This is a genomic window from Caulobacter sp. Root1472 (assembly GCF_001426985.1).
Lineage (GTDB): Bacteria > Pseudomonadota > Alphaproteobacteria > Caulobacterales > Caulobacteraceae > Caulobacter > Caulobacter rhizosphaerae.
Genome location: NZ_LMFX01000028.1, coordinates 17,630 through 44,382, shown reverse-complemented (window position 1 = coordinate 44,382; position 26,753 = coordinate 17,630). Strand labels below are relative to the sequence as shown.

At 68.9% G+C, this 26,753-nt stretch carries 28 protein-coding genes and 1 pseudogene; 18 read left to right on the top strand and 11 right to left on the bottom strand.

The genetic code is table 11. The features are described 5' to 3' along the window. Window positions 1–126: 126 nt before the first annotated feature. The 3 genes from thpR (at window position 127) to ASD47_RS18120 (ending at window position 2,749) form a co-directional block, all read left to right on the top strand. Window positions 127–663, top strand: a complete 537-nt coding sequence (gene thpR / locus ASD47_RS18130) for an RNA 2',3'-cyclic phosphodiesterase (RefSeq protein ID WP_056759526.1) — start codon at window positions 127–129, stop codon at window positions 661–663. Window positions 664–871: 208 nt separating this feature from the next. Further along, window positions 872–1,333 (top strand): DUF4126 family protein, encoded by a 462-nt coding sequence (locus tag ASD47_RS18125; RefSeq protein ID WP_056759524.1) that lies wholly within the window; start codon window positions 872–874, stop codon window positions 1,331–1,333. Between the two features lie 3 nt (window positions 1,334–1,336). Further along, a complete protein-coding gene (locus ASD47_RS18120) occupies window positions 1,337–2,749 on the top strand; it encodes an FAD-containing oxidoreductase (RefSeq protein ID WP_056759522.1) in 1,413 nt (470 codons plus the stop codon). Here the strand turns inward: ASD47_RS18120 and ASD47_RS18115 are convergent. Next, window positions 2,746–3,186, bottom strand: a complete 441-nt coding sequence (locus tag ASD47_RS18115; RefSeq protein ID WP_056759520.1) for a hypothetical protein — start codon at window positions 3,184–3,186, stop codon at window positions 2,746–2,748. The genes ASD47_RS18120 and ASD47_RS18115 overlap by 4 nt on opposite strands. Next, window positions 3,183–3,563 (bottom strand): DUF2237 family protein, encoded by a 381-nt coding sequence (locus ASD47_RS18110; RefSeq protein WP_056759518.1) that lies wholly within the window; start codon window positions 3,561–3,563, stop codon window positions 3,183–3,185. Before ASD47_RS18110 ends, ASD47_RS18115 begins: the two co-directional genes overlap by 4 nt. A gap of 141 nt (window positions 3,564–3,704) precedes the next feature. On the opposite strand from ASD47_RS18110, the gene ASD47_RS18105 reads away from it, so the two are divergent. Together ASD47_RS18105 and ASD47_RS18100 are read left to right on the top strand one after the other, a co-directional pair. Continuing rightward, window positions 3,705–4,583: a CoA ester lyase gene (locus ASD47_RS18105; protein WP_056759515.1), complete on the top strand. Its 879-nt coding sequence runs from the start codon at window positions 3,705–3,707 to the stop codon at window positions 4,581–4,583. A 25-nt stretch (window positions 4,584–4,608) separates the two neighbouring features. Beyond that, complete coding sequence (locus ASD47_RS18100) at window positions 4,609–5,670, top strand: hypothetical protein (RefSeq protein ID WP_056759513.1); 1,062 nt, start codon at window positions 4,609–4,611, stop codon at window positions 5,668–5,670. A gap of 2 nt (window positions 5,671–5,672) precedes the next feature. Here ASD47_RS18100 and ASD47_RS18095 read toward each other — a convergent pair whose 3' ends face one another. Both ASD47_RS18095 and ASD47_RS18090 read right to left on the bottom strand, forming a co-directional pair. Continuing rightward, window positions 5,673–6,098 carry an HIT domain-containing protein gene (locus tag ASD47_RS18095; protein WP_056759511.1) on the bottom strand — a complete coding sequence of 142 codons (426 nt, stop codon included), beginning with the start codon at window positions 6,096–6,098 and terminating at the stop codon, window positions 5,673–5,675. After that, the gene (locus ASD47_RS18090; RefSeq protein ID WP_056759508.1) at window positions 6,091–7,140 is read right to left on the bottom strand and encodes a MaoC family dehydratase; all 1,050 of its coding nucleotides are present in this window, start codon (window positions 7,138–7,140) and stop codon (window positions 6,091–6,093) included. Before ASD47_RS18090 ends, ASD47_RS18095 begins: the two co-directional genes overlap by 8 nt. Window positions 7,141–7,284: 144 nt before the next feature. On the opposite strand from ASD47_RS18090, the gene mdh reads away from it, so the two are divergent. Beyond that, window positions 7,285–8,247, top strand: coding sequence for a malate dehydrogenase (gene mdh / locus ASD47_RS18085; protein ID WP_056759506.1), 963 nt, complete (start codon window positions 7,285–7,287; stop codon window positions 8,245–8,247). A 143-nt stretch (window positions 8,248–8,390) separates the two neighbouring features. Then, entirely contained in the window at window positions 8,391–9,197 is an 807-nt protein-coding gene (locus tag ASD47_RS18080) for a TonB family protein (protein ID WP_056759504.1), read from the top strand. On the opposite strand, the gene ASD47_RS18075 is transcribed toward ASD47_RS18080, so the two are convergent. After that, the gene (locus ASD47_RS18075; RefSeq protein ID WP_056759502.1) at window positions 9,194–9,631 is read right to left on the bottom strand and encodes a CBS domain-containing protein; all 438 of its coding nucleotides are present in this window, start codon (window positions 9,629–9,631) and stop codon (window positions 9,194–9,196) included. The genes ASD47_RS18080 and ASD47_RS18075 overlap by 4 nt on opposite strands. A 64-nt stretch (window positions 9,632–9,695) precedes the next feature. On the opposite strand from ASD47_RS18075, the pseudogene ASD47_RS27045 reads away from it, so the two are divergent. Beyond that, window positions 9,696–9,814, top strand: a pseudogene (locus ASD47_RS27045) (hypothetical protein); the annotation flags it as partial. A gap of 2 nt (window positions 9,815–9,816) precedes the next feature. Here the strand turns inward: ASD47_RS27045 and ASD47_RS18070 are convergent. Beyond that, the gene (locus tag ASD47_RS18070) at window positions 9,817–10,704 is read right to left on the bottom strand and encodes an NAD(P)H-binding protein (protein ID WP_056759533.1); all 888 of its coding nucleotides are present in this window, start codon (window positions 10,702–10,704) and stop codon (window positions 9,817–9,819) included. Window positions 10,705–10,802: 98 nt separating this feature from the next. Between ASD47_RS18070 and ASD47_RS18065 the strand changes: the two genes are divergently transcribed. The 5 genes from ASD47_RS18065 to ASD47_RS18045 all read left to right on the top strand — a co-directional run bounded on the left by ASD47_RS18065 (window position 10,803) and on the right by ASD47_RS18045 (window position 16,759). After that, window positions 10,803–11,243: a helix-turn-helix domain-containing protein gene (locus ASD47_RS18065; RefSeq protein WP_056759500.1), complete on the top strand. Its 441-nt coding sequence runs from the start codon at window positions 10,803–10,805 to the stop codon at window positions 11,241–11,243. A gap of 120 nt (window positions 11,244–11,363) precedes the next feature. Continuing rightward, a complete protein-coding gene (locus tag ASD47_RS18060; protein ID WP_056759498.1) occupies window positions 11,364–11,870 on the top strand; it encodes a DUF1993 family protein in 507 nt (168 codons plus the stop codon). A 426-nt stretch (window positions 11,871–12,296) separates the two neighbouring features. Further along, entirely contained in the window at window positions 12,297–14,717 is a 2,421-nt protein-coding gene (locus tag ASD47_RS18055) for a DNA translocase FtsK (protein WP_056759496.1), read from the top strand. 321 nt (window positions 14,718–15,038) lie between these two features. Further along, window positions 15,039–15,695, top strand: a complete 657-nt coding sequence (locus tag ASD47_RS18050; RefSeq protein ID WP_056759493.1) for an outer-membrane lipoprotein carrier protein LolA — start codon at window positions 15,039–15,041, stop codon at window positions 15,693–15,695. Window positions 15,696–15,952: 257 nt separating this feature from the next. Next, the gene (locus ASD47_RS18045; RefSeq protein WP_056759491.1) at window positions 15,953–16,759 is read left to right on the top strand and encodes an exodeoxyribonuclease III; all 807 of its coding nucleotides are present in this window, start codon (window positions 15,953–15,955) and stop codon (window positions 16,757–16,759) included. A gap of 909 nt (window positions 16,760–17,668) precedes the next feature. Here the strand turns inward: ASD47_RS18045 and dnaQ are convergent. Genes dnaQ through ASD47_RS18020 form a run of 5 tightly spaced genes read right to left on the bottom strand, consistent with a single transcriptional unit; the run spans window position 17,669 to window position 21,376 of the window. Continuing rightward, a complete protein-coding gene (gene dnaQ / locus ASD47_RS18040) occupies window positions 17,669–18,388 on the bottom strand; it encodes a DNA polymerase III subunit epsilon (protein WP_056759489.1) in 720 nt (239 codons plus the stop codon). A gap of 6 nt (window positions 18,389–18,394) precedes the next feature. Continuing rightward, on the bottom strand, window positions 18,395–19,018 hold the full coding sequence (gene coaE / locus ASD47_RS18035) for a dephospho-CoA kinase (protein ID WP_056759487.1): 624 nt from the start codon (window positions 19,016–19,018) through the stop codon (window positions 18,395–18,397). Then, complete coding sequence (aroE, locus tag ASD47_RS18030; RefSeq protein ID WP_056759485.1) at window positions 19,015–19,872, bottom strand: shikimate dehydrogenase; 858 nt, start codon at window positions 19,870–19,872, stop codon at window positions 19,015–19,017. The genes coaE and aroE overlap by 4 nt, the downstream gene beginning before the upstream one ends. After that, window positions 19,869–20,477, bottom strand: coding sequence for a Maf family protein (locus ASD47_RS18025; RefSeq protein ID WP_056759483.1), 609 nt, complete (start codon window positions 20,475–20,477; stop codon window positions 19,869–19,871). Before ASD47_RS18025 ends, aroE begins: the two co-directional genes overlap by 4 nt. Further along, on the bottom strand, window positions 20,474–21,376 hold the full coding sequence (locus tag ASD47_RS18020; RefSeq protein ID WP_056759481.1) for a pyruvate, water dikinase regulatory protein: 903 nt from the start codon (window positions 21,374–21,376) through the stop codon (window positions 20,474–20,476). Before ASD47_RS18020 ends, ASD47_RS18025 begins: the two co-directional genes overlap by 4 nt. 454 nt (window positions 21,377–21,830) lie before the next feature. Between ASD47_RS18020 and hemE the strand changes: the two genes are divergently transcribed. The 5 genes from hemE to rho all read left to right on the top strand — a co-directional run bounded on the left by hemE (window position 21,831) and on the right by rho (window position 26,463). Continuing rightward, the gene (gene hemE, locus ASD47_RS18015; protein ID WP_056759479.1) at window positions 21,831–22,859 is read left to right on the top strand and encodes a uroporphyrinogen decarboxylase; all 1,029 of its coding nucleotides are present in this window, start codon (window positions 21,831–21,833) and stop codon (window positions 22,857–22,859) included. Next, window positions 22,856–23,917 (top strand): ferrochelatase, encoded by a 1,062-nt coding sequence (gene hemH, locus ASD47_RS18010; protein WP_056759477.1) that lies wholly within the window; start codon window positions 22,856–22,858, stop codon window positions 23,915–23,917. The genes hemE and hemH overlap by 4 nt, the downstream gene beginning before the upstream one ends. Then, on the top strand, window positions 23,914–24,381 hold the full coding sequence (locus ASD47_RS18005) for a CopD family protein (protein WP_056759475.1): 468 nt from the start codon (window positions 23,914–23,916) through the stop codon (window positions 24,379–24,381). Before hemH ends, ASD47_RS18005 begins: the two co-directional genes overlap by 4 nt. Next, the gene (locus tag ASD47_RS18000) at window positions 24,381–24,785 is read left to right on the top strand and encodes a ribonuclease E inhibitor RraB (protein ID WP_082564676.1); all 405 of its coding nucleotides are present in this window, start codon (window positions 24,381–24,383) and stop codon (window positions 24,783–24,785) included. Before ASD47_RS18005 ends, ASD47_RS18000 begins: the two co-directional genes overlap by 1 nt. A gap of 268 nt (window positions 24,786–25,053) precedes the next feature. After that, complete coding sequence (gene rho, locus ASD47_RS17995; protein WP_056759471.1) at window positions 25,054–26,463, top strand: transcription termination factor Rho; 1,410 nt, start codon at window positions 25,054–25,056, stop codon at window positions 26,461–26,463. Window positions 26,464–26,753: the final 290 nt, after the last annotated feature.

Genomic DNA, 26,753 nt, shown 5'->3' with positions numbered 1-26,753 from the left:
CAAGCCGCGAACGTCTCCATCCGACCGTCTCCCTCTCACAAGGAGACACCCTCAGAATCCCGTTCGGACCAAAAATCCATATGCGATTCCCCTGCCCATAGGGGGAGGATCCTGTAAACCCCTCTCATGATCCGCCTGTTCACCGCCGTCGCTATTCCGACCGAGGTCGGAGACCGTCTCCTGCCACGCCAGCACGGGATCGAGGGGGCGCGCTGGCGGCCGCGCCAGGCGTTCCACATCACCCTGAAGTTCATCGGCGACGTGCAGGAAACCACCGCCGCCGACCTGGACGAGGAACTGCGGGGGATCCAGGCCCCGGCCCTGGACCTCGAGCTTCAGGGCGTCGGCCATTTCGGCGAAGGCGTCGAGATCCACGCGGTCTGGGCCGGGCTCGCCGAGAACCGGGACCTGCGCCATCTGGCCAAGGCCAACGAGAGCGCCGCCCGCCGGGCCGGCCTGAAGCCGGAGGCCCGGGTCTATACCCCGCACGTCACCCTGGCCTATCTGAAGCGGCCGGCCGTTCCCGAGGTCGCCGCCTGGATCCAGGCCAACAACCTGCTGCATTCGCCGCCGTTCCGCGTCGACCGCTTTGGCCTCTATTCCAGCTGGCGGACCAGCGAGGGCTCGGCCTATCGGCTGGAAGCGGAATACCCCCTGGGCTGAGGTCGTGCGTCCTTCGAGGCCGCTTCGCGGCGCCTCAGGATGAGGAGCGTCTTGCTGAAATCCTCATCCTGAGGTGCGAGGCGTCGCCGAGCCTCGAAGGACGTCCAGGCGCCGGCCAGAGCCGAAACGTCCAAGAACACCGGTCGCCCTTGCGGTTTGATCGCGCGGCGCGGCAGATGACGGCGGCGCTTGAACGCCGGAGGCCCGCATGTCGCTCTATCTGTTCGCCCTGCTGCTCGGGGTCGTCGCGGGCCTTCGCGCCATGACCGCCCCGGCCGCCGTCGCCTGGGGCGCGCATCTGGGCCTGATCCCGCTGCAGGGCGGGCCGCTGGCCTGGCTGGGCGGCGCGATCGCGCCCTGGACGTTCACCGCCCTGGCCGTCCTGGAACTGGTCGGCGACCAGTTGCCCAAGACCCCCAGCCGCAAGGTCCCGGTGCAGTTCGGAACGCGGATCGTGAGCGGCGCATTCTGCGGCGCGGCCATCGGCGCGACCCAGGACGCCTGGATCGGCGGGGCCGTCGCCGGCGCGGTCGGCGCGGTGATCGGCACGCTGGGCGGCGCGGACGTCCGCGGCCGCCTGGCCAAGGCGTTCGGCCGCGACCTGCCCGCCGGCCTGCTGGAAGACGTGGTCGCCGTGGGCGGCGCGGCCCTGATCGTCTCGGCCGTCTGACCCATGGCCGCCCCCAATTCCAAAACGCAGCGCTTCGACGCCATCATCATCGGGGCTGGCCAGGCGGGCCCGGCCCTGGCCGGACGATTGACGGACGCCGGCTGGACCGTCGCCCTGGTCGAGCGCCAGGACATCGGCGGGACCTGCGTCAACACCGGCTGCATGCCGACCAAGACCCTGGTGGCCAGCGCCTACGCCGCCCACCTGGCGCGGCGGTCGGCCGACTACGGCGTCGTCCTGCAGGGCGAGGTCGGGGTGGACATGAAGCGGGTCCATGATCGGGCCCGGTCGGTCACCCTCAACGCCCGCGGCAACCTGGAAAAGTGGCTGGGCGGCATGAAGGGCTGCACGGTGTTCCGGGGCCACGCCCGGTTCGAGAGCGCCGACACCGTGCGGGTCGGCGACGACCTGCTGACCGCCCCGAAGATCTTCCTCAATGTCGGCGGCCGCGCCAATGCGCCGGACATGCCTGGGCTGAACGACGTCTCGTACCTGACCAATGTCGGCATGATGGAAGTCGAGACCCTGCCCAAGCACCTGGTCATCGTCGGCGGCAGCTATATCGGCCTGGAGTTCGCCCAGATGTACCGGCGCTTCGGGGCGCAGGTCACCGTGGTCGAGATGGGCCCGCGGCTGATCGGTCGCGAGGACCCGGAAATTTCCGACGCGGTGCGCCAGATCCTCCAGGCCGAGGGCGTGAACATCCGCCTCAACGCCGAATGCATCAGCTTCGCGCCGGCGGTGACCGAGGGCGGCGACGAGGGTGTCTGCGTCCATGTCACCTGCGAGGACGGCGCGCCCCAGGTGGTGGGCTCGCACGTGCTGCTGGCCATCGGTCGCCGGCCCAACACCGACGACCTGGGCTTGGACAAGGCCGGCATAGACCTGGACAAGCGCGGCGATGTGGTGGTCGACGACCAGCTGAAGACCAGCAACCCCGGCGTCTGGGCGATGGGCGACTGCAACGGCAAGGGCGCCTTCACCCACACCGCCTACAACGACTTCGAGATCGTCGCGGCCAACCTGCTGGACAACGATCCCAGGAAGGTCAGCGACCGCATCCCCTGCTATGGCCTGTTCATCGACCCGCCCCTGGGCCGCGTCGGGATGACCGAAGCCGAGGCCCGCGCCACTGGCCGGCCGCTGCTGGTCGGCCAGCGGCCGATGACCCGCGTCGGGCGGGCGGTCGAGAAGGGCGAGACGCAAGGCTTCATGAAGGTGGTCGTCGACGCCGAGACCAGGCAGATCCTCGGCGCGGCGATCCTGGGCCTGAACGGCGACGAGGCGGTCCACGGCCTGATCGACCTGATGTACGCCAGGGCCCCCTATACGGTGATCCAGCGGGCGGTGCACATCCACCCGACCGTGTCGGAACTGATCCCGACGATGCTCGGGGAGCTGAAACCTTTGGTCTAGGCCTCAGCCGCCTCTTCCCGAGCCCGTTCGACCAAGCGCTCGCGCGCCTTGACGTAGACCCAGGACGAAAGGTCCTCGGCCAACCGCTCAAGGATGTCGCGTGGGACGTCGCGGTTTTCCGCCAGGTCCGCTCGAACCTCCTCGTCAGGGTCGCGCGCGAACTTCTCGACCAGCGGCCGGTCGATCTTGTTTCGGCTGAGCACCTTGTTCTTGCGCAGCACGTCCCGGCGGATCCGAGGGTCCTGGTCGTCGGCCAGTATGCGGAGAACCTCCAGGGGGACGGTCTTGTTGTGCACCACCCAGGACTTCATCTCCGGATGACGATCGATCACCTCCAGCCAGACCCCCAATTCGGCCGGCTCATGAGTCGCCCGGCGCTGATCCGCGGGATCCTGGCTGGTCCGCAGCCGAACGAACGCCTCGGCCGAGACGATCATGCCACCGCGTGGTCCTTCAGCACGCCCAGCGTCACCACGGCCAGCATCTCCTCGTGGGTGGCCTCGAGCACCACCTGCGGGGCGACGCCGGCGTCCAGGGCCTCCTTCCAACGGCCGGCGCACAGGCACCAGCGGTCGCCCGGCAGCAGGCCGCGGAAGGCGAATTCCGGGCGCGGGGTCGACAGGTCGTTGCCGGTGGCCGCCGAGAAGGCCAGGAACTCGGCCGTCATCACCGCGCAGACCGTGTGCAGGCCCAGGTCGTGCGGTCCGGTCTCGCAGCAGCCGTTGCGGTAGAAGCCGGTCACCGGATTCAGCGAGCAGGGCTGCAGCTCCTGGCCCAGGACGTTCTTGGCGGTGTCGTCATAACGCGTGGTCATGCGGTGAGCTTAACCCCATTCCGGGGATTTCGACCGGGGAATCTGGGGCCCGTTTCGCCGTCGCGGCGCGTGATGGCTTCCGGCGGCGGCGTTCCGGTGCTTAAGAGGAAGCGCAAGAGCAAGACGTCTCGCGGGAGCCTCATGTCCGACCTCGCCCGACCGCGCCGCAGCGCCCTCTACATGCCCGCCTCCAACGCCAAGGCGGTGGACAAGGCGCGCACGCTGGACGCCGACGTGATCATCCTGGACCTCGAGGACGCCGTCGCTCCCGACATGAAGGACGCCGCCCGCGAAGCCGCCGTGGCCACGGTCAAGGCCGGGGGCTTCGGCCCGCGCGAGATCGTCGTCCGCACCAACGGCCTGGACACCCCCTGGGGCGAGGCCGACCTGAAGGCCGTCGCCGAGGCGGGGCCGGACGCGGTGCTCGTGCCCAAGGTCAATGACGCGGCCGACGTCCACGCCTACCAGGCCGCCCTGCACGCCGCCCCGGTCCACACCCGGCTGTGGACGATGATCGAGACCGCCAAGGCCGCCTTCCACCTGTGGGAGATCGCCGCCGCCGCGCGCGCCACCCGGCTGAGCGGCTGGGTGATGGGGGTCAACGACCTGGCCAAGGAGATGCGGGCCCGCCAGACGCCGGGACGCGAAGCCTTCCTGCCGATCCTGTCGCTGTCGGTGGCCGCCGCCCGGGCCCACGGCCTGACCATCCTGGACGGGGTGCACAACGACATCGACGATCTGGCCGCCCTGGAGGCGGTCTGCGGCCAGGCGGTCGACTTCGGCTTCGACGGCAAGACCCTGATCCACCCCAAGCACCTGGACGTCTGCAACCGCGCCTTCTCGCCCACCGCCGACGAGATCGCCTGGAGCCAGGCGGTGATCGCCGCCTTCGCCGCGCCCGAGAACGCCGGCAAGGGCGCCCTGCGGGTCGATGGGAAGATGGCCGAACGCCTGCACCTGGTTCAGGCCGAACGGCTGGTGGCGATCGCCGCCGCCATCGCCGAACGCTCGGCCGCCTAGACCTGAAAGACCGTCAAAGCCCCTCATGCGCGCGCTCCTGATCTTCCTGCTGGCCCTTTCCGCCGCTCCCGTCCTTCCCGGCCAGGCCTGGGCCCAGGAGGCGCCGGTCGTGACCGCGCCGGTTCCGACCGCGCCCGCCGCCAGCCCGCCCGCCCCGGCGGCCCCAGCGGCCGCCGCCGATCCGGACGCCGTCCCCGTCGTGGCCGCCCCGCCGGCCGCCGATACGGCGACCTCGGCCGACCAGGCCGTCGACCCCCTGGCCGACCTGATCTCCCAGAGCGGGCCCCAGACCACCGACGAGGAGGACGCCGCGCCCCAGCCGCCGGCCCCGCCGCACAAGCCGACCGTCCTGCCGATCCCGACGCCCGACCCCGACGAGCTGCCCGGCCACACGATCCCCCAGGGCGGCTACGTGCCGGTGGCCGAGGCCTACGACCTGCGGGTCAAGGGTTCGATCCTCGCCGCCCAGGGCCTGCAGGGACCGCTGGACGGCGGCTGGTCGATCGAGGGGCCGGACGGCGCGACGCTCTACCGGCTGCAGATCGTCGACAAGGTCGGCGGCGACACCCTGGAGGGCGCCTGGCGCGACCTGCGCCGCCCGGGGGCGGTGGGCTCCACCGGCCTGATCGATGGCCTCGAGCGCTCCGGCGGCGGCTTTCTCGCCCGCTTCACGCCGCGCTCCGGCCAATCCGCGACCCTGGACCTGACGTCTCGCGGCGACGGCGCGTGGACCGGCAAGCTGAACGAGAACGGGACCGAGATCCCGATCACCGCCCATCGCGTGGCCCAGGCGACCGTACCGCCCGGCTATGTCCCGGCGGGTCGCGGCCCGGTCGTCTGGGGCGCCCGCCCGGCTCCGCCGCGCGTGGTGGCCGCCGCGCCGGCCAAGGCCCCGGCCTGCTCGACCCGGGGCAAGAAGGGCAAGGCGCTGAAGGCCGCCAAGGCCAAGTGCGCCGCCGCCGCCCGCAAGGGCGGCAAGGCCACGGCGGCCAAGGGCAAGAAGGGCGGCAAGGGCAAGGCCGTCGCCTCGCGCAAGAGCGCCAAGGGCAAGGCGGCCAAGGGGTCGAGCCGGAAGAAGCGTCGATAGGCCTAGACGGACAGCGCCGCCTTCGCCGCCGCGATCGCCCGCTCCACCGCTTCTGGCCCATAGGCCTCGCCCGGCGAATGACCCCAGACCGGTCCCGGCCAAGCCGGATCGCCGGTGCGCCGGCCCAGCACGTGGACATGCAGCTGCGCCGTGACATTGCCCAGGGCGCCGATATTGAGCTTGTCGACCGCCAGATCTAGCGCGCGCGCCACCGCGCGGACGGCGGCGCCGGCCAGCACCGTCTCCTCCACCAGCCGGGCGCGGTCGGCCGGGGACAGGTCCTCCAGCTCGCGCAGCCCGGCGAGGCGCGGGATCAGCACCACCCACGGATAGCGGGCGTCCAGCTGCAGGCGGGCCTGGCACAGCGGCAGGTCGCCCAGCGGCGCCGAGGTGGCCGCGAAGGCCGGGTCGAGGATGAACTCAGCCACGTTTCGGAACCGCCGCCCAATGGTCGAAGTCGAGGATGACGCCGGGCGCATAGGCCCCCGCCTCGTCCTTGTCCGGGAAGTCGGCGCAGGGCCGGTCGACGGTGGCCACCAGCCGCAGGCGCAGAGCTCCGACGGTCGGCGACAGCTCGGCCTTGTCCAGCACCTGCGACCAGGCGAACACCGTGCCGCCGGCGAAATAGGGGCCGACATGGCGCCCGCCATTGATCGCCAGGATCAGGCCGGTGTTCTGCAGGCCGTTGAACGACAGGGCCTTGGCGGTCGAGATCACCACCCCGCCATAGACCAGCCGCCGGCCGGAAGGGTCCTTGCCGCGCTCGAACTGGTTGAAGTGGACCTTGGCGGTGTTCTGCCACAACCGCGTGGCCATCTGCGCCTCGGCCTCCTCGACCACCATGCCGTCGACATGGTCGATCTTCTCGCCGATGGCGTAGTCCTCATAGGCGTGCGGCGCGCCGGCGTGAGCGAAGTCGTAGCGCCTGAAATCCAGGCCCGGCGGCGGCGCCAGGTCGCCGGCCGCCACGGCGTCGGCCAGCTGCGGAACCGACGCCCCCTCGACCCTCGCCGCCGGGTCGCGCTTCCTGACCATCACCCAGCGCACATAGCTCAGCACCGCCACGCCACGCTGGTTCACGCCGGTGGTGCGGACATGGACGACGCCGGTCTTGCCGTTGGCGTTCTCCTTCAGCCCGATCACCTCGGACCGGGCCGACAGGGTGTCGCCGACATGCACGGGCGCCAGGAACCGGCCCTCGGCGTAGCCGAGATTGGCCACCGCGTTCAGGCTGATGTCCGGCACGGTCTTGCCGAACACCACGTGGAAGGCGACCAGCGGGTCGACCGGGGCGGTCTCCAGCCCGCAGTCGCGCGCGAAGACGTCGGACGAGAACAGCGCGAAGCGCGGGCCGTAAAGCGCCGTGTACAGCGCCACGTCGCCGGCGGTGATGGTGCGCGGGGTGGCGTGGACGATGACCTGGCCGAGCCTGAAGTCCTCGAAATGGTTCCCCGGATCGGTCTTGCTCATCCCGCGTCTCCCCAAGGGTGTCCCGAGCCGTCGTCCAGGCAGTCTTGCCGCACCGCGGCGAAACGGGAAAGAGGGCTTGAGACTGAGCCGCTGCGGGCGTAGACCGCGCCCGACATTCTCGTCCACAGCCTTGACGGAGACCCCATGGCTCGCGCGAAGATCGCCCTCATCGGCGCCGGCATGATCGGCGGCACCCTGGCCCACATCGCCGCGCGCGAGGAGCTGGGCGACATCCTGCTGTTCGACATCGCCGAAGGCACCCCCCAGGGCAAGGCCCTGGACATCGCCGAAGCCTCGGCCGTGTTCGGCAAGGACATCACGCTGAAGGGCGTCAACGACTACGCCGACATCGCGGGCGCCGACGTCTGCATCGTCACCGCCGGCGTGCCGCGCAAGCCGGGCATGAGCCGCGACGACCTGCTGGGCATCAACCTGAAGGTCATGAAGGCCGTCGGCGAAGGCATCAAGGCCCACGCCCCCAACGCCTTCGTCATCTGCATCACCAACCCGCTGGACGCCATGGTCTGGGCGCTGCAGCAGTTCTCGGGCCTGCCCAAGGAAAAGGTCATCGGCATGGCCGGCGTCCTGGACTCGGCCCGCTTCGCCTACTTCCTGGCCGAGGCCACCGGCGTGTCGGTGGAAGACATCCACGCCTGGACCCTGGGCGGCCACGGCGACGACATGGTGCCGATGGTCCGTCACTCCACCGTCGGCGGCCTGCCGCTGCCGGAATTGGTCAAGCAAGGCTGGCTGACCCAGGAAAAGCTGGACGCCATCGTCGACCGCACCCGCAAGGGCGGCGGCGAGATCGTCGCCCTGCTGAAGACCGGCTCGGCCTTCTACGCTCCGGCTGAAAGCGCCATCGCCATGGCCACCAGCTACCTGAAGGACAAGAAGCGCGTCCTGCCGTGCGCCACCTTCCTGACCGGGCAATACGGCCTGGACGGCCTCTATGTCGGCGTGCCGGTCGTGATCGGCGCCGGCGGCGCGGAGAAGGTCATCGAGTTCGAAACCAACGACGAAGAAAAGGCGATGTTCGCCAAGTCCGTCGAGTCCGTGAAGGGCCTGATGGAAGCCTGCAAGGGCATCGACAGCTCGCTGGTCTAGGCGAACTTCGAACCTGAGATACGAAAAGGGCGGCTCCTCGTCGGGCCGCCCTTTTTTCGTGGCGCGCCCGCCGCCTTCCGACGGAACGACCCACGATTGCCTTTTCTGCTGAAGCCGTACAATTTCGCGCTTCGGGGGATCACATGGCGCGCAGCACCATTTTCATCGTCGCGACCGTTGTCGCGCTCGTGTCTGGCCACGCGCATGCCGACCCGAAGTCCAACTGGCCCAAGGGCTCGGACTGGCTGCACAAGCCGACCGGCCAGGACATGGCGAAGTATTATCCGGAGAAGGCCCAGCGCGACGCGCAGCCCGGTCGCGCGATCATCGATTGCGACGTGACGGCCAAGGGCCTGCTGGACAATTGCCGTGTGGTCGACGAATTCCCGGCCAGCTACCCGTTCGGCGAGGCCGCCCTGAAGCTGGGCCGCATTTTCCGCATCGACCCCAAGACGGTCGACGTGAACGATCCGACCCGGAACCGGGTCATCGTGCCGATCATCTTCAACGCCATAGGCAAGCCACCGCCGCCCAGCGGCTTTCTGGCCGGCAGCGACGCCCTGGCGCTGACTCTCGGCGTTCTGCCGAAGACCAAAAACGCCGTCCCCTGCGCGACGGCGGAAAAGCCGGATCAGTTCTGCACGCTGCACGCGCTGGAGTGGGAGGAATCGCCCTGGTTGGCCCAGACCTTGCCGGCTCTGGACGGGGTGGACATGACGTCCGGCATCAGCGTGTTGCAGTGCCGGGTTTCGGCCGAGAGGCGCCTGACCCAATGCGTCGCCACCGGCGACTCGACGCCCGCCGGACGGAAAGCCATGCTGGCCGTGGCCGACATGATGGTCGCGCCGGTAAAGGCGCTCGACGGCGCGCCGGTTGGCGGCGGCCTGGTGGTGATCCCCTTCGACTGGTCGAAGATCACCCCCCTGGCCCGGGCGCTGAAACGGCCCTAGTGGGCGGCCGCCATCTCGCCGCCCTCCTGCGAGATCTCCTCCAGCGTCTTGCCCACCTGCTTGGCGCCGTAGTCCTTGGCCACGTCGCCCAGCGACAGGATGCCGGTCAGGTTTCCGGCCTCGTTGAGCACGACCAGGCGGCGGATCTGGTGGCTGGCCATCTTGGCGGTGGCGTCGGCCAGGACATCGTCTTCGCGCACGCTCTGGACTTCGCCTTCGCTCATCGCCTCGGAAATGGGGCTGTCGAAGCTGCGGCCCTCGGCGACCACGCGCAGGACGATGTCGCGGTCGGTGACCAGGCCCACCACCTTGCCGTTCTCGACGATCGGCACGGCGCCGGTTTCGACGTGGGCCATCACCTGGGCGACCTTGCGCACGGTGTCGGTGGGGGCGGCGGTGGAGACCTGGCTGGTCATCGCGTCGCTGACTTTCATGGGGAAGCTCCTTGAGGGAGTGAATTGAACCCTTGAGAAACCCCGCGCTGACGCGCCCGTTCCGTTGCGGCTACGCCGTGCGTCCTTCGAGGCTCGGCTTCGCCTCGCACCTCAGGATGAGGAAATCAGCACAGAGTTCCTCATCCTGAGGCGCCCGCGCAGCGGGCCTCGAAGGACGCAGGGGATCAAACCAGCGCCGCGCGATGCGCCTCCAGGAAGGCCGCGACCGAGACGGGCGGCTTGCCGGTTAGGCGCTCGACCGCATCGGTCACGACAGCGTGCTGGCCCTCGGCGGCCGCGACGTCGAAGTCGACCAGCACCTCGACCAGGCCCGACGGCAGGCCGGCGGCGAGCAGGCCCTGGCGCAGGGCGTCGGGCGACAGGGCGTGGTGGGTCACCGGCTTGCCGGAGAGCCGGGCGTAAAGGGCGGCGATCTCGTCCTGGGTGACGGCGGCGGGGCCCGAGACGTCGAGGATCCGGCGGCCCTCGCCCTGGCGCAGCGCCGCGGCGTCGATGCGGGCGCAATCCTCGCGGCTGACATAGGCTCGGCCGGCTCCGCCGGTGGCCGAATAGAGCGCGCCGCTGGCCACGGCCGGGCCCGCGCCCATCAGCAGCAGCTCGGCGTAGAGGTTGTGGCGCAGGATGGTCCAGCCGGGGATGGCGCTGGCGGCCAGGGCCTGCTCGGTCCAGAAGTGGTCGTCGATCACCCCGCCGCCCGCCTGGGGCCGCGCGCCGGGCGCCGAGGTGTAGACCAGGTGCCGGACGCCGGCGGCCTGGGCGGCGGCGATCGCCGCACGGTGCTGGGCGATGCGCCGGCCGGGCTGGTCCAGGCTGTCGGTGCTGACCAGCAGCAGGCGCTCGACACCGGCGAAGGCGGCGGGCAGGGCGGCGGGCTCGTCGAAGTCGACGCGCCGGGTCTCGACGCCGCGCGCCGCCAGGTCGGCCAGCTTCGAAGGGTCGCGGCTGGCCGCCACGATGTTCGATGCGCCGGCCTCGAGCAGCAGCTCGACCACGCGACGGCCCAGTTGGCCGCCGGCGCCGGTGACCAGCAGGCGGGGAGGGGAGGCGTTCATCGGGTTCATCCTTTTCGGTGGTCTCCAAATGAGACCACGTGTAGATGTGAGACTGGGTCGCCGCCGTAAAGACGGCAGTTTGACGGGAGATAGGCAGCTTGAGGGAACCGCCCGCGACGAACCCGCCCACCGCCGCGGCGGCCAGCCTGGTCCAGGGCTTCCAGGGCTGGATGTCGTCGAACGACCTCAGTCCGGCCGCCTGTCCGGTCCGCGACGTGCTCGATCAGCTGGGCGACAAGTGGAGCACCCTGCTGCTGATCGCCCTGGCCGCCGGGCCGCGCCGGTTTGGCGTCCTGCGCCGTACGGTGCCCGACATCTCCCAGCGCATGCTGACCCAGACCCTGCGCGACCTGCAGCGCGACGGGCTGATCGATCGCCAGGTGTTTCCGACCAAGCCTCCCAGCGTCGAATACAGCCTGTCGCCGCTGGGGACCTCGCTGCTGGAGCCCGTGGCCGCGCTGGTGGCCTGGGCCGAGCGCAACCACGCCGACATCCGCGTCGCCCGGGCGCGTTACGACGCCGAGGACGCGGCGGCCTGATCCCGCATCGATTTGTCGGCGCCGTCCGCCTCGACGTGTCCGGGAACGGGGTTGCGCGACGCTTTCGCCCCGTCGCGACGCAGCCTAAGACCACCCGACCTCTCTCTCCCCGGAGTCCCCATGACCCTCACCATCCACCAGGCCAGCGTCCCCGTCTTCGTCCAGGGTCTGAAAGGCCTGAGGGGCGTGCTGACCAAGGCCGCCGCCCATGTCGAGACCCGCAAGCTGGACCCCGACGCCCTGCTGAAGGCGCGGCTGTTCCCCGACATGTTCCCGCTGCTGCGCCAGGTGCAGATCGCCACCGACTTCGCCAAGGGCTGCGCCGCGCGCCTGGCCGGCGAGGAGGTTCCGGCCTGGGACGACGTCGAAACCACCTTCGAGGACCTGATCGCCCGGATCGACCGCGCCGTCGCCTATGTCGAAGGCCTGGATCCGGCCAGGTTCGACAACGCCGAGGATCGCGACATCACCCTGACCCGCCGCGGCGAGACCAGCGTGGTCAAGGGCCTGGCCTATCTGCAGGGGCAGGCCCAGCCGAACTTCTTCTTCCACCTGACCACCGCCTACGCGATCCTGCGCAAGAACGGCGTCGAGATCGGCAAGAAGGACTATCTGGGGGCCGCCTGACCCTGAATCCGGGCGCCGCCCCGGCGGAAGCTCAAGGCTTCCGCCGGAACGCCCAGACCAAGGTCGCCAGGGCGGTGAACACCCCCGCGACCGCCGACAGAATGATCGGCAACTGAATCAAAAGCTCCTTGTCCATGACCGCACCCACTGACCCGCCAACAGCGGCGGGCTACGCTCCAGAATGACTCCCGGCCACGTCGAGTCCGGACGTATGTTCTCTTTTTGTTCTTGTTCCTCCGGCACCGTGCGAGCGTGGGGACAGGCACTTGCGGCAACGCCTATGCAAGCTGGTCTCGGATACCGGGGCGAGCGCCTGTCCCCGTCCAATCCGCGACGCCAAACCGCATGGCCTCAGCATCAGCGTAAACGGCTCTTAACCCTCTTGGGGCACAACTGCCCGGGTCTACGAGTGCAAGGTGACTTCTGATGGCGCGAGCGGCGCGGCGATCGAGCGTTGAACTGGTCTGGGATGCGGTGCGCTACGGCTGGGCCCAGCCCTGGTCGGCCCGGTTCCGGGGCGGGGTGATCTGCGTGGTCGGGGCGGGGCTGCTGCTGTCGGTGGCCACCTACAACGCCGCCGATCCCAGCCTGAACGCCGCCACCGGCCTGCCGGCCACCAATGCGCTGGGCGGGGCCGGCGCGGCCCTGGCCGACGTCGTCATGCAGTCGATGGGCCTGGCCGGCTGGATGGCCGCCGCCCTGATGCTGGTGTTCGGCCTGTCGCGCGTCACCCAGCCCGATCCGGCCGCCCATCGCCGCGACCTGCGGATCCGCGCCCTGGTCGGCGGCCTGGGCCTGCTGGCCCTGGCCGGCCTGCTGGCCGCCCCGCCGCGTCCCGCCGCCTGGCCGCTGGCCAAGGGCCTGGGCGGGTTCTGGGGCGACGGGGTGCTGAACCTGCTGGCCGGGCTGCTGGCCTTCGCCCGCCTGCCCGGCGCCCACCTGATCGCCGCCCTGCTGCTGGCGATCGGCGCGGCCGTGGCCCTGGGCTACGCCATTGGCGTCCGCCGGATCGATCCCGAGGCGGTCGGCGACCTGGTCCACGGCCTGATGCAGCCGCGCCAGCGCGCACCCGAGCCGGCGCCGGTCGCCCGGCCCGAGCCCGCCGCCCGTCCGAAAGCCCCGCGCAAGGCCGCCGCGCCCGTGATCGAGATCGAACCTGAAGCCGCGCCCCGCAAGGCCGCCGCCAAGCCGGCCAAGGCCCCGCCGCCGGTCGACGACGACGACGCCTTCGAGCCCAGCTTCGAGGTCCGCCCCCTGGCCATCGCCCAGCCCAAGGTTCCGGCCAAGTCCAACCCCCGCGAGCAGCGCGAGCAGCAGAAGGCCTTCGACTTCGAGGACGAAGGCGGCTTCCAGCTGCCCGAGCTGGCCATGCTGGCCAAGCCCAAGCCGCGCTCGGCCGAGTTCGACGAGGAGGCCCTGCGCCAGAACGCCCGCCTGCTGGAAAGCGTGCTGGCCGAGTTCGGCGTGCGCGGCCAGATCGACCAGATCCGCCCCGGCCCGGTGGTCACCATGTACGAGCTGGTGCCGGCGGCCGGCACCAAGACGGCCCGGGTCGTGGCCCTGGCCGACGACATCGCCCGCTCGATGAGCGTGATCTCCTGCCGCGTCGCCGTGGCCCAGGGCCGCAACGCCATCGGCATCGAGATGCCCAATTCGCGTCGCGAGACGGTCTATCTGCGCGACCTCTTGTCTTCGTCCGACTACGACAAGGCCAGCCACATCCTGCCCATGGCCTTGGGCGAGACGATCGGCGGCGACACCTATATCGCCGACCTGGCCAAGATGCCCCACCTGCTGATCGCCGGCACCACCGGCTCGGGCAAGTCGGTCGGCGTCAACGCCATGATCCTGTCGATCCTCTATAAGCTGCCGCCCGAGAAGTGCCGCTTCATCATGATCGACCCGAAGATGCTGGAGCTTTCCGTCTATGACGGCATCCCGCACCTGCTGGCCCCGGTCGTCACCGATCCCAAGAAGGCGGTCGTGGCCCTGAAGTGGACCGTGCGCGAGATGGAGGACCGCTACCGGCGGATGTCGAAGATCGGCGTGCGCAACATCGGCGGCTTCAACGAGAAGGCCGTCGAGGCGCTGGAGAAGGGCGAGCACTTCGAGCGGACCGTCCAGACCGGCTTCGACGACGCCGGCCGGCCGATCTACGAGACCGAGAAGATCCGCCCCGAGCCGATGCCCTATCTGGTGGTGGTCATCGACGAGGTCGCCGACCTGATGATGGTGGCCGGCAAGGACATCGAGGGCGCCGTCCAGCGCCTGGCCCAGATGGCCCGCGCCGCCGGCATCCACCTGATCATGGCCACCCAGCGCCCGTCGGTCGACGTCATCACCGGCACCATCAAGGCCAACTTCCCGACCCGGATCAGCTTCCAGGTCACCAGCAAGATCGACGCCCGCACCATCCTCGGCGAGCAGGGCGCCGAGCAGCTGCTGGGCCAGGGCGACATGCTGTACATGGCCGGCGGCGGCCGCATCACCCGCCTGCACGGCCCGTTCGTCAGCGACGGCGAGGTCGAGGCGGTGGCCAAGTTCCTGCGCGACCAGGGCATCCCCAACTACCTGGAGGAAGTCACGGCCGGCGGCGACGAGGAGCAGGAAGAGGCCATCGAGGGCGCCTTCGCCGGCGAGGGCGGGGCCAACGACCTCTACGACCACGCCGTGGCCGTGGTCACCCGCGACCGCAAGGCCTCGACCAGCTACATCCAGCGCCGTCTGCAGATCGGCTACAACCGCGCCGCCTCGCTGATGGAGCGGATGGAGAAGGAGGGCGTGGTCGGCGCCGCCAACCACGCCGGCAAGCGCGAGATCCTGGCCCCGCCGCCCCCGCCGATGTAGGGGCGTTTGCGGGCCCGCCCTCATCCTTCGACAAGCTCAGGATGAGGGCTACTGAGCGGCCGCATTCGAATTCCTCATCCTGAGCCTGTCGAAGGACGAGGAATTGGCTCCACGGGAAGACCTGAAACCTGGGCCGTTTGTCGGCGTTCTCCTCGCTCCCAACCTCCCGAACCTGAACGGCGCTTCATCGGAGCGCCGGAAAATGGTCCCGCGGCGGCCTTTCGCTCGTCGCATGGGCAGGGCAAAGGTTGGACATACCGTGACGGGCGTTCCGTTCGCAAAGCCGCGCACACCTTTGCGGAACGCTCTCGAGGAGATCGCATGAACACCACGACCCCGACCCGCCGCCTGATCCTCGCCGCCGCCGGCTTCGGCTTGGCCGCCGCCCTGTCGGGCCAGGCCTTGGCCGCGTCACGGCCCGCCGCCGCGCCGCTGACGCCCGAGGAGCAGGCCCTGGTCGACAAGGCCACGGCCTATATCCAGACCCTGAGCTCGGCCAAGGGGCGCTTTGTCCAGACCGACTCGCGCGGCGCCCAGACCCAGGGGACCTTCTACCTGCAGCGCCCCGGCAAGGCCCGTTTCGCCTATGACGGTCCGGGCGGCCTGCTGGTGGTCAGCAACGGCAGCGCCGTCAACATCTTCAACAGCCGGCTGAAGACCTTCGAGAGCTATCCGCTCAGCCGCACGCCGCTGAACCTGCTGCTGGCCCGCGAGGTGCGGCTCGACCGCGGCGTGGTCATCACCGGCGTGCGCAAGCTGGCCGACGGCTTCACGATCACCGCCGTCGACGCCAAGCGCCAGACCCTGGGCCGCATCGCCCTGAACTTCAGTAACGCCCCGGCCCTGACTGGCTGGACCGTCACCGACGTCAAGGGCGGGGAGACCCGCGTGCGGCTGGTCGACTTCGAGAACACCGCCGGCCTGGACCCGAAATTGTTCGTCCTTACCGATCCGCGCCGCCGGGTCGGCAAGCCGTAGTTGCATAAAGCCCTGCCGGCGCAGCCGAAATGCGACAATTTCACAACATGCAAGATGTTAACGCGATTGTTCTTGACTTAGATTCTCGCCGTGGCAGATTTAACACGCATGGCGAGGAGCGCCCGACCCGCTCTTCGCAACCGTGCCGGACCTATCCCCTCCCGGCGGCGGCATGAGAGACCCGACTTTCGCCCAGGCGCTCAGCGCCTGGGCGTTTTTCGTTGTGGACCGGCGGTCGCAGGCCCTAGAGGAACGGCATGCGCCTTCGTATCGCCACCTGGAACGTCAATTCCGTCCGCCTGCGCGCCGAGCAGGCCGCCCGCTTCGTCGACGAGCAGGCGCCCGACGTGCTCTGCCTGCAGGAGATCAAGTGCCAGGAGGGCGAGTTCCCCCGCGAGGCCTTTGTCGCCATGGGCCTGCCGCATATCAAGATCATGGGCCAGAAGGGCTGGCACGGGGTGGCCATCGCTTCGCGCCTGCCGTTCGAGGACGTGCCCACGCTCATGAACTGCCGCGAGGGCCATGCCCGCTGCGTTGCGGTCAAGGTGGCCGGCGTCGACATCCAGAACTTCTACATCCCAGCGGGCGGCGACACGCCCGACCGCATCGGCAACCCGAAGTTCGACCACAAGCTCGACTTCTATGAGACCCTCACCGCCGCTTTGAAGAAGCGTGATCCCAAGGCGCCGCTGATCGTCACCGGCGACCTGAACATCGCGCCCGGCGAAAACGACGTCTGGAGTCACCGCCAGATGCTGAAGGTTGTCAGCCACACGCCGGCCGAGCTCGAAGCCTTCGACGCGATGATCAAGTCGCTGGACCTGCTGGACCTGCCGCGCCTGGCCATGCCGGAACCCGAAAAGCTGTTCAGTTGGTGGAGCTACCGGGCCGCCGACTTCCGCAAGTCCAACCGCGGCCTGCGCCTGGACCACATCCTGGCCAGCCCCGGCCTGCGCGACGCGGCGATCGTCGACGGCAAGGTGTCATCCAAGGTGCACGACACGGTCCGCGAATGGGAGCGGCCAAGCGACCACGCGCCGGTGACGGCGGATTTGTTGGTCTAGTCTGGTCGTCGTCCGCGGGGCCGCAGCGCGTCGACTTCAGCTTTCGACACCGAGCGGACTTCAGATCCCTCTCCCTACGGAAGGGGGAGGTAACGACTTTCACCCTTGCGAGACCTTCGAAAGGCTTGCTTGGCCCAAGCCCGCTTCCGCCCCGGATGGGGCGGCGGTTGGCGGTCGCGGCCGGGGACGCGCTCTCACGGCAGGGGGGCGGCCGGGTTGCAGGGCGCTGGCCGTGAGTGCGTGTCCCCAAAGTCGTCCGCCGAGCTTTGTGTCGAAGCCCCCGTGGCCCCGTGGATGACGGTGGGGACACGCACTCACCCCACGGTCGCGGATCGATCGGCGAGGCCTTGCCATGAGTGCGCGTCCCCGCTCATCTCGCGGCAAGCCACTGATATCCCGAGCCTAAATCTTTATGCCCCTCACCCTCCCAAACCACCCGTATCCTGACCTCACCTCGACGCGGGGAAAGGGCGCATGGCCAGCGACCGATGCGGCGGCGGGGGGCGATCGAGCGGGAAGCTCTGTCGGCGGTCCTTTTGGACCAAACCTCGCGTCTCTGGNNNNCCGCCCGTCGGAGGCTTCAAGGCGGCGAGGCCCCAACAGGGCTCAGCGCCGCGGGCTTCCGGATAACGACCGCGCGGAGCGATCGGGCTTCGTCGAAAACGGTTACTACTCAAACACTCCGGACGATGTCCGGCGCTCCGCGTCCTTTCCGATAGCTCAGCGGCCAGCCGCGTGAGGATGAGAGATCGTGCCCGCGAACACTGGCCCCCACCTGACCGCTTCGCGGTCTGTCCGCCCCCAGAGGGGGCGGAGCCTTCGCACCGGAGCGTTCTTCCCCTTCTGGGGGAAGACGACCGCGAAGCGGTCCGTAGGGGGCAAGTGATGGAGCCGCAAACGCGACCAACCTCAGCCTTCCGCGACCACCACGCCCACGCCGAACTGGATCCAGACGGCCTTGTCCTTGAGGTTCTTGCGCACGAACGCCGCGTGGATCTGGCGCTCTTCCTCGGTCGAGCGCGGGGCCAGCGGCCGGGGCCGGGCGCCGTACGATCCGGCGCGGGCGGCCGAGACGGCGGTGGCGGCGACCACCTGGGTCAACTCCAGCGCCCGCTCCTTGCCGCCCTGCAGTTCGAGATAGACCTCGGCCAGCAGGTGGGCGTCGATCAGGGCCCCGTGCTTGTCCCGGCTGTCGAGGCTGATCTTGAAGCGTTTGCACAGCGCGTCGAGCGAGTTGTACATGCCCGGGAAGCGCTTCTTGGCCATGGCCAGGGTGTCGACCCAGCGGCTCTCGGGCACCGGCGCGCGGCCGCACTTCTCCAGCTCGAAATTGACGAACTGCCGGTCGAACGCGGCGTTGTGGGCGATCACCGGACTGTCGCCGACGAATTCCAGGAAGCGGTCGGCGATCTCGTGGAACTTCGGCTTGCCGGTCAGGAAGGCCGACGACAGGCCGTGCACCTTCTCGGCCTCGGCCGGCATGTCGCGCAGGGGATCGCAATATTCGTGGAACGACCGCCCCGTGGGCATGAAGTCGACCACCTCGATGCAGCCGATTTCGACCAGGCGGTCGCCGGTCTTGGGGTCGAACCCGGTGGTTTCGGTATCGAGGATGATTTCCCGCGCCATCGCGATTTAATGGGCCTGTTCGCCGCCACCTTCAAGCGGAGCCGAGGCGTGCAGGCGAGTCAGGATGTCGCGGACCTGGTCGCGGGCGGCCTCCAGGCCGCGGCCTGTGTCGATGACGAAATCGGCCCGGACCCGCTTTTCGGCGTCGGGCGTCTGGCGGGCCAGGATGGCCTCGAACTTGGCCGGATCCATGCCTGGCCGCGCCAGCACCCGCTGGCGCTGCAGGTCGGCGGGGGCCGAGACCACCACCACCTTGTCGACCTTCGTCTCGCCACCGGTCTCGTAGAGCAGGGGGATGTCGAGCACGACGATGTCGGCGCCCTGGGCGCGGGCGTCCTCGAAGAAACCGATCCGGTGGGCGCCGACCAGCGGGTGAACGATCGACTCCAGCACCGCCAGGGCTTCGGAATCGCCCATCACCGCCGCGCTGAGCCGGGCGCGGTCGATGGCGCCGTCGACCACCACGCCCGGAAAGGCCGCCTCGACCGGGGCGACCGCCGCCCCGCCGCTGGCGTAGAGCGCGTGCACCGCCGCGTCGGAGTCATAGACCGGCACGCCCTCGGCGATGAACATCTGGGCGGTCGTCGACTTGCCCATGCCGATCGAGCCGGTCAGGCCAACGACGATCATCGGGCCGCCTCGCCCAGCTGGGCCAGGGCCAGGGCCCGGACATCGACCCCGGCCGGCGGGGCGGAGCCGAAGAAGGCCTCGAAGCTGGGAACCGCCTGGCGCAGCAGCATCTCCAGCCCGTCCACGGTCCGGCGACCGGCCGCCTCGGCCCGCCGCAGGAACTCGGTGCGCAGCGGCTTGTACACCATGTCGACCACCACGGCGGTTTCCGGCGTCAACTCCAGGCGGGCGGCGGGACCGGGGCCGCCGCCCAGGCCCAGGGAGGTGGCGTTGATCACCAAGCCCGCCTGGGCCAGCAGGACGTCGAGCTCGTCGTCCGACGCCGCCTCGATCACGCCGCCAATCGAGCGGGCGATGGCCTCGGCCCGGGCGAAGGTGCGGTTGACGATACTGACGCGGGGCGCGCCGGCCAGGGCCAGGGCGGCGGCCGCGCCGCGCGCCGCGCCGCCGGCCCCGAGGACGACCACCGATGAGACGGTCAGGTCGAAGCCCGGCGCCTGGACGGCGATGGCGTCCAGCAGGCCCGGACCGTCGGTGTTGTCGGCGGTGATCGTCCCGTCGGCCTCGAACACCAGCAGGTTGGCGGCGCCGGCCAGCTTGGCCAGGTCGCTGCAGCGGTCGGCGCAGGCCAGGGCCTGTTCCTTGAACGGGATGGTGACGTTGAGACCGCGGATGGCGCCGCCGCGCAGGCCCTCGACGAAGGCTTCGAAATTGTCCTCCCCCGGGGCGAACGGCACGTACGCGGCGTTCAGCCCGGCCGCGGCGATCCAGGCGTTGTGGATCATCGGACTCATCGAATGGCGGATCGGCTGGCCGCAGACGCCGGCCACAACGGCCGCACCCGTCACGCTCATGACTCGAGGGCTCCATGCAGACGCAGGAAATCGAACAGGCCGACGACCGGCAGGCCCAGGATGGCGAAATAGTCGCCGTCGATGCGGTCGAACATCTGCACGCCCTCGCCCTCGAGGAAGTAGCAGCCGACCGAGGACAGGATGTCGGGGGCGTTACGCTCGAGGTAGCCATCCAGCCAGGCGTCGCTGAAGCTGCGGACCGACAGCTTCGTGGTCTCGACCACCCGCCAGATCGGCTGGCCGTCGCGGGCCACGACCACGGCCGAGTGCAGCTTGTGGACCTTGCCGCGCAGTTGGACCAGCCGTTCGCGGGCGGCCTCGACGGTGTCGACCTTGTCGTAAAGCACGCCGTCCAGATCCAGGGTCTGGTCCGAGCCGATCACCAGGCCGGGGCGCTTGGTCGAGACCTTGAACGCCTTCAGCTCGGCCAGGGCGTCGGCCACTTCCCGCGGCGAGGCGCCCTCGGCCAGCAGGCCGGCCTTGGCGGCGTCCTCGTCGACGCCGGAGCCGACGGCCTCGAAGGTGACGCCGGCGTTGCGCAGGATCGCCTGGCGGGCCGCGCTCTTGGACGCCAGGGTGACAGGGGGGCGCGATGAACCGGTCATCCCAGCACCTCGACCTGGCCGCGGCCGCCCGACAGCAGGTTGATGATCGCCGCCGCCGTCTCCTCGACCGACCGCCGGGTGACGTCGATGATCGGCCAGCCCTGGCGCTCGAACAGGCGACGGGCGGCGATGATCTCCTGCCGCACCGCGTCGGTGTCGATATAGTCGCTCTCGCGGTTTTCCTTCAGCGACAGCAGTCGGTTGCGGCGGATCTGGATCAGCCGCTCGGGCGAGGTCATCAGGCCGACGATCAGGGTGTTCTTCAGGGTGAACAGCTCGTCGGGCGGCGGGCGGCCGGGCACCAACGGGACATTGGCGGCCCGCACGCCACGGTGGGCCAGGTAGATGCAGGTCGGGGTCTTGGAGGTGCGCGACACCCCCACCAGGATGACGTCGGCCTGGGTCAGGTCCTGGCCGCCCTGGCCGTCGTCATGGGCGATGGCGTAGTCCAGCGCCTCGATCCGGTCGAAATAGTCGTTGTTCAGCGCATGCTGGGCGCCGACCCGGGTCGAGATCCGCGCGCCCAGATAGCGCGACATGGCGCTGACCACCGGGTCGAGGGCGGCGATGCACGGCATTTCCAGCCGGCGGCAGCCTTCCTCCAGCGCCGCGCGCAGGTTCGGGTCGATGATGGTGTGCATGACCACCCCCGGCGCCCCGGCGATCTCCTCCAGCGCGCGGTCGAGCTGACGGGTGGACCGCACCAGGGCGTAGATGTGCTCGATCGGCAGGATGTCGGTGAAACGGGCGCAGACGGCCCGGGCCATGGCGTTCAGGGTCTCGCCCGTGGAGTCCGACACCAGGTGGATATGGAAGTAGGTGGCGAACCGTGGCGCGGTCCTTTCGCCCTCAGGCGGGCCAGCTTCCTGTGGATCATCCGTTAACGGTTGCTTAACCACTGGCCTGGCCCCTGGGGATGAGCGGGGGTGAATCCCGGCTCGTTACGGTGCGTCGAACTGCCCCTGTGTTAAACGGTCGCGTTGATCGCGGACAATCCCCAGTCTCGGATCGTCTTCACAGCCCGTGCGAATCCGATTCCCCCAAAGCGGGGATGAGCGAACGCTCATGGTTACGGCGCCGTTCACCATCTTAACGTTTCATTAGGAATTTCGAAGCGCTAGCAGGCTATCCCCAAAGTTCACAGGCCCGCCGCCCACATGTGGGTCGAGCTTGGATGGTTTTGTGACGGGCAGGTGACAGGTAGCGTCGCGAACGGGTTTTCCCCGTTAGGCACTTGCTCACCATCTCCTACAATCTTCCTTAAAATCTTCTTAAAGAAAGAAGGAAGGGGAAGAAGGCCTCCGGGGAGATACGGGCTTGAGCCCACGGGCCTGACGGGATTTAAGGCCTGACATGAGCACGTCCCAAAAGCCCAAGCTCCTTTCCGTCCTGGATGGCCATAAGGCCGAACGCCCGCCCGTCTGGTTCATGCGCCAGGCCGGCCGGTACCTGCCGGAGTACCGGGCGGTCCGGGCGACCGAGCCGACCTTCATCGACTTCTGCCTGAACTCGGAGAAGGCCGCCGAGGTGACCCTGCAGCCCATGCGGCGGTTTCCTTATGACGCGGCCATCGTCTTCGCCGACATCCTGCTGATCCCTCAGGCCCTGGGTCAGAAGGTCTGGTTCGAGGCGGGCGAGGGGCCCAAGCTGGGCGACCTGCCGTCGATGGAGTCGATGCGCGAATTGACAGGCCAGGCCGGCCAGGCGTTGGGCGCGGTGGGCGAGACGCTCAGCCGCGTGCGCTCGGCCCTGGAGCCCGAACGGGCCCTGATCGGTTTTGCCGGCGCGCCCTGGACCGTGGCGACCTACATGATCGAGGGCGGCTCCAGCGACCGTTCCGGCGCGCGGACCTTCGCCTACCAGAACGCCGAAAAGCTGGACGCCCTGATCCAGGTGCTCGTCGACGCGACGATCGACTACCTGGCCATGCAGGCGGCGTCCGGCGCCCAGGTGCTGAAGCTGTTCGAGAGCTGGGCGGAAGGCTTGTCCGAGCCGTTGTTCGACCGGCTGGTGACCAAGCCGCACACGGCCATCGTCGAAGGCCTGCGGGCCAAGGGCGTGACCACGCCGGTGATCGGCTTCCCGCGCGGGGCTGGGACACTGGTCGAGGCCTACGCCAGCACCGCGCCCGTCCAGGGCGTGGCGCTGGACACCCAGGCCTCCGCGGCTTTGGGTCAGGCGATCCAGAAGACGAAAGCCATCCAGGGCGCACTGGATCCGCTGCTGCTGCGGGCCGGCGGCGACGCCTTGCTGGCGCGGGTCGACCAGTTGCTGGAACAGTGGGGACAGGGTCCCTACATCTTCAACCTGGGTCACGGCATTTTGCCCGACACGCCGATCGCCCATGTCGAGGCGGTGCTGGCCCGGGTCACCGGGAAATGACCGATCTGGCCGGGAAGAGGCGCAAGGTCGCCGTCGTCCTGTTCAACCTGGGCGGTCCAGACGGACCGGACGCGGTGCGGCCGTTCCTGTTCAACCTGTTCCGCGATCCGGCGATCATCGGCCTGCCCGCGCCGCTGCGCTATCCGATCGCCGCCCTGATCGCCGGGACTCGTGCGAAGCTGGCCAAGGAAAACTACGCGCTGATGGGTGGCGGTTCGCCCCTGTTGCCCGAGACGGAGAAACAGGCGAGGGCGCTGGAAGCGGACCTGGCGGTGCGTTTCCCCGACGCCGAGACCCGCTGCTTCATCGCCATGCGCTACTGGAAGCCGCTCACCGAGGAGACCGCCAAGGCCGTCAAGGCCTTCGCGCCGGACGAGGTGGTGCTGCTGCCGCTCTATCCGCAATATTCGACGACCACGACGGGGTCTTCTCTGAAGGCTTGGAACCGAGCCTACCGCGGGGGGCCGGGCCGCGTTTCGACGGTCTGCTGCTATCCGGTCGACGAGGCTCTGGTTCAGGCCCATGCCGACCTGATCGAGGCCGCTTACGACAAGACCGGACGCCCCGGTCCGGCGCGCCTGCTGTTCTCGGCCCACGGCCTGCCGGAAAAGGTGATCCTGGCCGGCGATCCTTACCAGCGGCAGGTCGAGGCGACGGCCGCGGCGGTGGCCGCCCGGCTGGGGGAGGGCTGGGACTGGCGGGTGACCTATCAGAGCCGGGTGGGGCCGATGAAATGGATCGGTCCCTCGACCGAGGACGAGATCCGCGCCGCCAGCCAGCAGGGCCTGGCCCTGGTGGTGACGCCGATCGCCTTCGTCTCCGAGCACATCGAGACCCTGGTCGAGCTGGACCACGAATATCGCGAGGTGGCGATCAAGGCGGGCTGCCCGGCCTATGTCCGGGTCCCGGCCCTGGGCGTCGCCCCCGACTTCATCCGGGGCCTGGGCCGCGCGGTTCAAGCGGCTATCGGCGCCGAGGATCGGCTGGTCACGACTTGCGCCTGGCGCTGCGGCGGCGATCGCATCCAATGTCCGAACACGCAGGGAGCGTGCGCATGATGGATTTCCTGGCCGGTCACTTCGACCTGATCCGCGGCCTGCACATCATCTTCGTCATGGCCTGGATCGCCGGCATGCTGATCCTGCCGCGCCTGTTCGTCTATCACATGAAGACGGAGCCCGGCTCCGACATGGACGCGGTGTTCAAGCTGGCCGAGTTGCGGACCCTGCGGATCATCATCAATCCGGCCATGATCCTGGCCTTGCTGATGGGCCTGCTGCTGGCGATGGTCGACACCCAGCGCCTGGGGCCGGACTTCTATCTGAAGCCCTGGGCCCTGACCAAGATCGCGGCCCTGATCTTCCTGTTCGCCTGGCACGGCTTCGTCTCCAAGGCCCGCCGCCAGTTCGCCGCGGGGAGCAACACCCGGTCCGAGAAGTTCTGGCGGATGACCAACGAGCTGCCGTTCCTGGCGGCCATCGTCATCGTGCTGTCGGTGACGACCAAGTTCCTGGGCCACTGATGGGAACCCTGAAAACACTCCGCGCAACAGTGCTTGGCTTGCTCTTGGTCGCGGGATCGAACCCTGCCCAGGCGGCGCAGATTTCCCGGCCGCAGCTGGAAGTGATGTTTTCGAACATGCGCAGCAGCTCGCCCTGGAATGTCGATGGCCCGCTGCTGTGGGGCTATTTCTTCACCAGCGCCGATCGCCCCGCCTTGGAGCAGGCGGGCAAGATCCTGGGGGATCAGGGCTATCGCTTCGTCGAGATCCACAAGGACAAGAAAAATGTTTGGTGGCTGCACGTCGAGCGGGTCGAGCACCATACGGTCGATAGCTTGGACGCTCGCAACGCCGAATTTTACGCTTTCGCGAAACGGGAAGGCCTGGCGAGCTACGACGGCATGGACGTGGGTCCAGCGCCGTAGGCGTCGAGTGAGCAGCGGCTTCGCTTGACCGGCGGGGCCGCTTGTGGTTCCCATCCGGGAGACAGGCCGCCTCGCGGCCTGTTCCCGCCTCCCACGGACCGGCGCTCGTCCTGACGCGCCCCCGGAGCTGTCGCTTCGAAGGTCTGTCCCCCGATCGATACGCGCCGTCGTCATGGCGCGACCCGCTCGCCGCTTCACCGCGACGAGTCCGATTTAGAACCAAGGCCCGGCTCGCACCTTCGCGGGCCGAGCGACGTTGAGTGTCACTATGACCGACCAAACCGAAAACCAACCTGGCCTCGAGCTGGAACCCGTCATCGACACGACGGTCGAGGCCGCCGAGGCCCCCTCCGCCAACGGCGATGACGGCGACGACGATTCCGAGATCAGCGCCGCGGTCGCGGCCATGGGCCTGAAGACCATGTCGCTTCAGGAGCTGAAGGAGAAATCACCGGCCGACCTGCTGGCCTTCGCCGAGACCTTCGAGGTCGAGAACGCCAATTCCATGCGCAAGCAGGACATGATGTTCGCGATCCTGAAGACCCTGGCCGAGGAAGGCGTGGAGATCTCGGGCTCGGGCACGATGGAAGTGGTGCAGGACGGCTTCGGCTTCCTGCGCTCGCCGGAGGCCAACTATCTTCCGGGTCCGGACGATATCTACGTGTCGCCCTCACAGATCCGCAAGTTCGGCCTGCGCACCGGCGACACCATCGAGGGCGCTATCCGCTCGCCGCGCGAGGGCGAACGCTACTTCGCCCTGACCGGCGTCTCGAAGATCAATTTCGAGAGCCCGGACAACGTCAAGCACAAGGTCCACTTCGACAACCTGACGCCGCTCTATCCCGAAGAGCGCCTGCACATGGAACTGCCCGATCCGACTATCAAGGATCGTTCGGGTCGGGTGATCGACATTGTCGCGCCGCTGGGCAAGGGCCAGCGCTGCCTGATCGTCGCTCCGCCGCGCGTCGGCAAGACGGTGATGCTGCAGAACATCGCCAAGTCGATCGAGACCAACCACCCCGAATGCTACCTGATCGTGCTGCTGATCGACGAGCGTCCGGAAGAAGTCACCGACATGCAGCGCACGGTGAAAGGCGAGGTCATCGCTTCGACCTTCGACGAGCCGGCGACCCGTCACGTGCAAGTGGCCGAGATGGTCATCGAGAAGGCCAAGCGCCTGGTCGAGCATAAGCGCGACGTGGTCATCCTGCTGGACTCGGTCACCCGCCTGGGCCGCGCCTACAACACCACCGTCCCGTCGTCGGGCAAGGTGCTGACCGGCGGCGTCGACGCCAACGCCCTGCAGCGCCCCAAGCGCTTCTTCGGCGCGGCGCGCAACGTGGAGGAGGGCGGTTCGCTGTCGATCATCGCCACCGCCCTGATCGACACGGGCAGCCGCATGGACGAAGTGATCTTCGAAGAGTTCAAGGGCACCGGCAACTCGGAAATCGTGCTCGACCGGAAAGTGGCTGACAAGCGCATCTTCCCGGCCATCGACGTGCTGAAGTCCGGCACCCGCAAGGAGGAGCTGATCACCCCGCGCGACCAGCTGCAGAAGACCTACGTCCTGCGCCGCATTCTCAACCCGATGGGCGCTTCGGACGCCATCGAGTTCCTGCTGGAGAAGATGCGCCAGTCGAAGACCAACGGCGATTTCTTCCAGAGCATGAACACTTAAGCTTGGTGTTTCACGTGAAACACGAAGGGCGGCTGGAGCAATCCAGCCGCCTTTTGTTTGTGGATCGCGGACGGGGACAGGCGCATGCGCCTGTCCCCAGACACGGCTCTTCGACCTCGGCCCTTCGCTGGCGAGTGGGTGAGGAGGCGCGGAGCGGTCCGGGCCAAGCCCGGATGACCGTGGGTATTGAGTGTGCGTTTCGGCTAGACCTGACCGCTCCGCGAAACCGTTTGTCTCAAGGGACGGCGATTGAGGGCTTGTTTCATCCCGATCGACGTTTCCCCTCAGGC

Bases quoted from the DNA above. Each gene is read 5' to 3' on its own strand.
- thpR (WP_056759526.1), top strand. From the start codon at position 127: ATGATCCGCCTGTTCACCGCCGTCGCTATTCCGACCGAGGTCGGAGAC.
- ASD47_RS18125 (WP_056759524.1), top strand. From the start codon at position 872: ATGTCGCTCTATCTGTTCGCCCTGCTGCTCGGGGTCGTCGCGGGCCTT.
- ASD47_RS18120 (WP_056759522.1), top strand. From the start codon at position 1,337: ATGGCCGCCCCCAATTCCAAAACGCAGCGCTTCGACGCCATCATCATC.
- ASD47_RS18115 (WP_056759520.1), bottom strand. From the start codon at position 3,186: ATGATCGTCTCGGCCGAGGCGTTCGTTCGGCTGCGGACCAGCCAGGAT.
- ASD47_RS18110 (WP_056759518.1), bottom strand. From the start codon at position 3,563: ATGACCACGCGTTATGACGACACCGCCAAGAACGTCCTGGGCCAGGAG.
- ASD47_RS18105 (WP_056759515.1), top strand. From the start codon at position 3,705: ATGTCCGACCTCGCCCGACCGCGCCGCAGCGCCCTCTACATGCCCGCC.
- ASD47_RS18100 (WP_056759513.1), top strand. From the start codon at position 4,609: ATGCGCGCGCTCCTGATCTTCCTGCTGGCCCTTTCCGCCGCTCCCGTC.
- ASD47_RS18090 (WP_056759508.1), bottom strand. From the start codon at position 7,140: ATGAGCAAGACCGATCCGGGGAACCATTTCGAGGACTTCAGGCTCGGC.
- mdh (WP_056759506.1), top strand. From the start codon at position 7,285: ATGGCTCGCGCGAAGATCGCCCTCATCGGCGCCGGCATGATCGGCGGC.
- ASD47_RS18080 (WP_056759504.1), top strand. From the start codon at position 8,391: ATGGCGCGCAGCACCATTTTCATCGTCGCGACCGTTGTCGCGCTCGTG.
- ASD47_RS18075 (WP_056759502.1), bottom strand. From the start codon at position 9,631: ATGAAAGTCAGCGACGCGATGACCAGCCAGGTCTCCACCGCCGCCCCC.
- ASD47_RS18070 (WP_056759533.1), bottom strand. From the start codon at position 10,704: ATGAACGCCTCCCCTCCCCGCCTGCTGGTCACCGGCGCCGGCGGCCAA.
- ASD47_RS18060 (WP_056759498.1), top strand. From the start codon at position 11,364: ATGACCCTCACCATCCACCAGGCCAGCGTCCCCGTCTTCGTCCAGGGT.
- ASD47_RS18055 (WP_056759496.1), top strand. From the start codon at position 12,297: ATGGCGCGAGCGGCGCGGCGATCGAGCGTTGAACTGGTCTGGGATGCG.
- ASD47_RS18050 (WP_056759493.1), top strand. From the start codon at position 15,039: ATGAACACCACGACCCCGACCCGCCGCCTGATCCTCGCCGCCGCCGGC.
- ASD47_RS18045 (WP_056759491.1), top strand. From the start codon at position 15,953: ATGCGCCTTCGTATCGCCACCTGGAACGTCAATTCCGTCCGCCTGCGC.
- dnaQ (WP_056759489.1), bottom strand. From the start codon at position 18,388: ATGGCGCGGGAAATCATCCTCGATACCGAAACCACCGGGTTCGACCCC.
- coaE (WP_056759487.1), bottom strand. From the start codon at position 19,018: ATGATCGTCGTTGGCCTGACCGGCTCGATCGGCATGGGCAAGTCGACG.
- aroE (WP_056759485.1), bottom strand. From the start codon at position 19,872: ATGAGCGTGACGGGTGCGGCCGTTGTGGCCGGCGTCTGCGGCCAGCCG.
- ASD47_RS18025 (WP_056759483.1), bottom strand. From the start codon at position 20,477: ATGACCGGTTCATCGCGCCCCCCTGTCACCCTGGCGTCCAAGAGCGCG.
- hemE (WP_056759479.1), top strand. From the start codon at position 21,831: ATGAGCACGTCCCAAAAGCCCAAGCTCCTTTCCGTCCTGGATGGCCAT.
- hemH (WP_056759477.1), top strand. From the start codon at position 22,856: ATGACCGATCTGGCCGGGAAGAGGCGCAAGGTCGCCGTCGTCCTGTTC.
- ASD47_RS18005 (WP_056759475.1), top strand. From the start codon at position 23,914: ATGATGGATTTCCTGGCCGGTCACTTCGACCTGATCCGCGGCCTGCAC.
- ASD47_RS18000 (WP_082564676.1), top strand. From the start codon at position 24,381: ATGGGAACCCTGAAAACACTCCGCGCAACAGTGCTTGGCTTGCTCTTG.
- rho (WP_056759471.1), top strand. From the start codon at position 25,054: ATGACCGACCAAACCGAAAACCAACCTGGCCTCGAGCTGGAACCCGTC.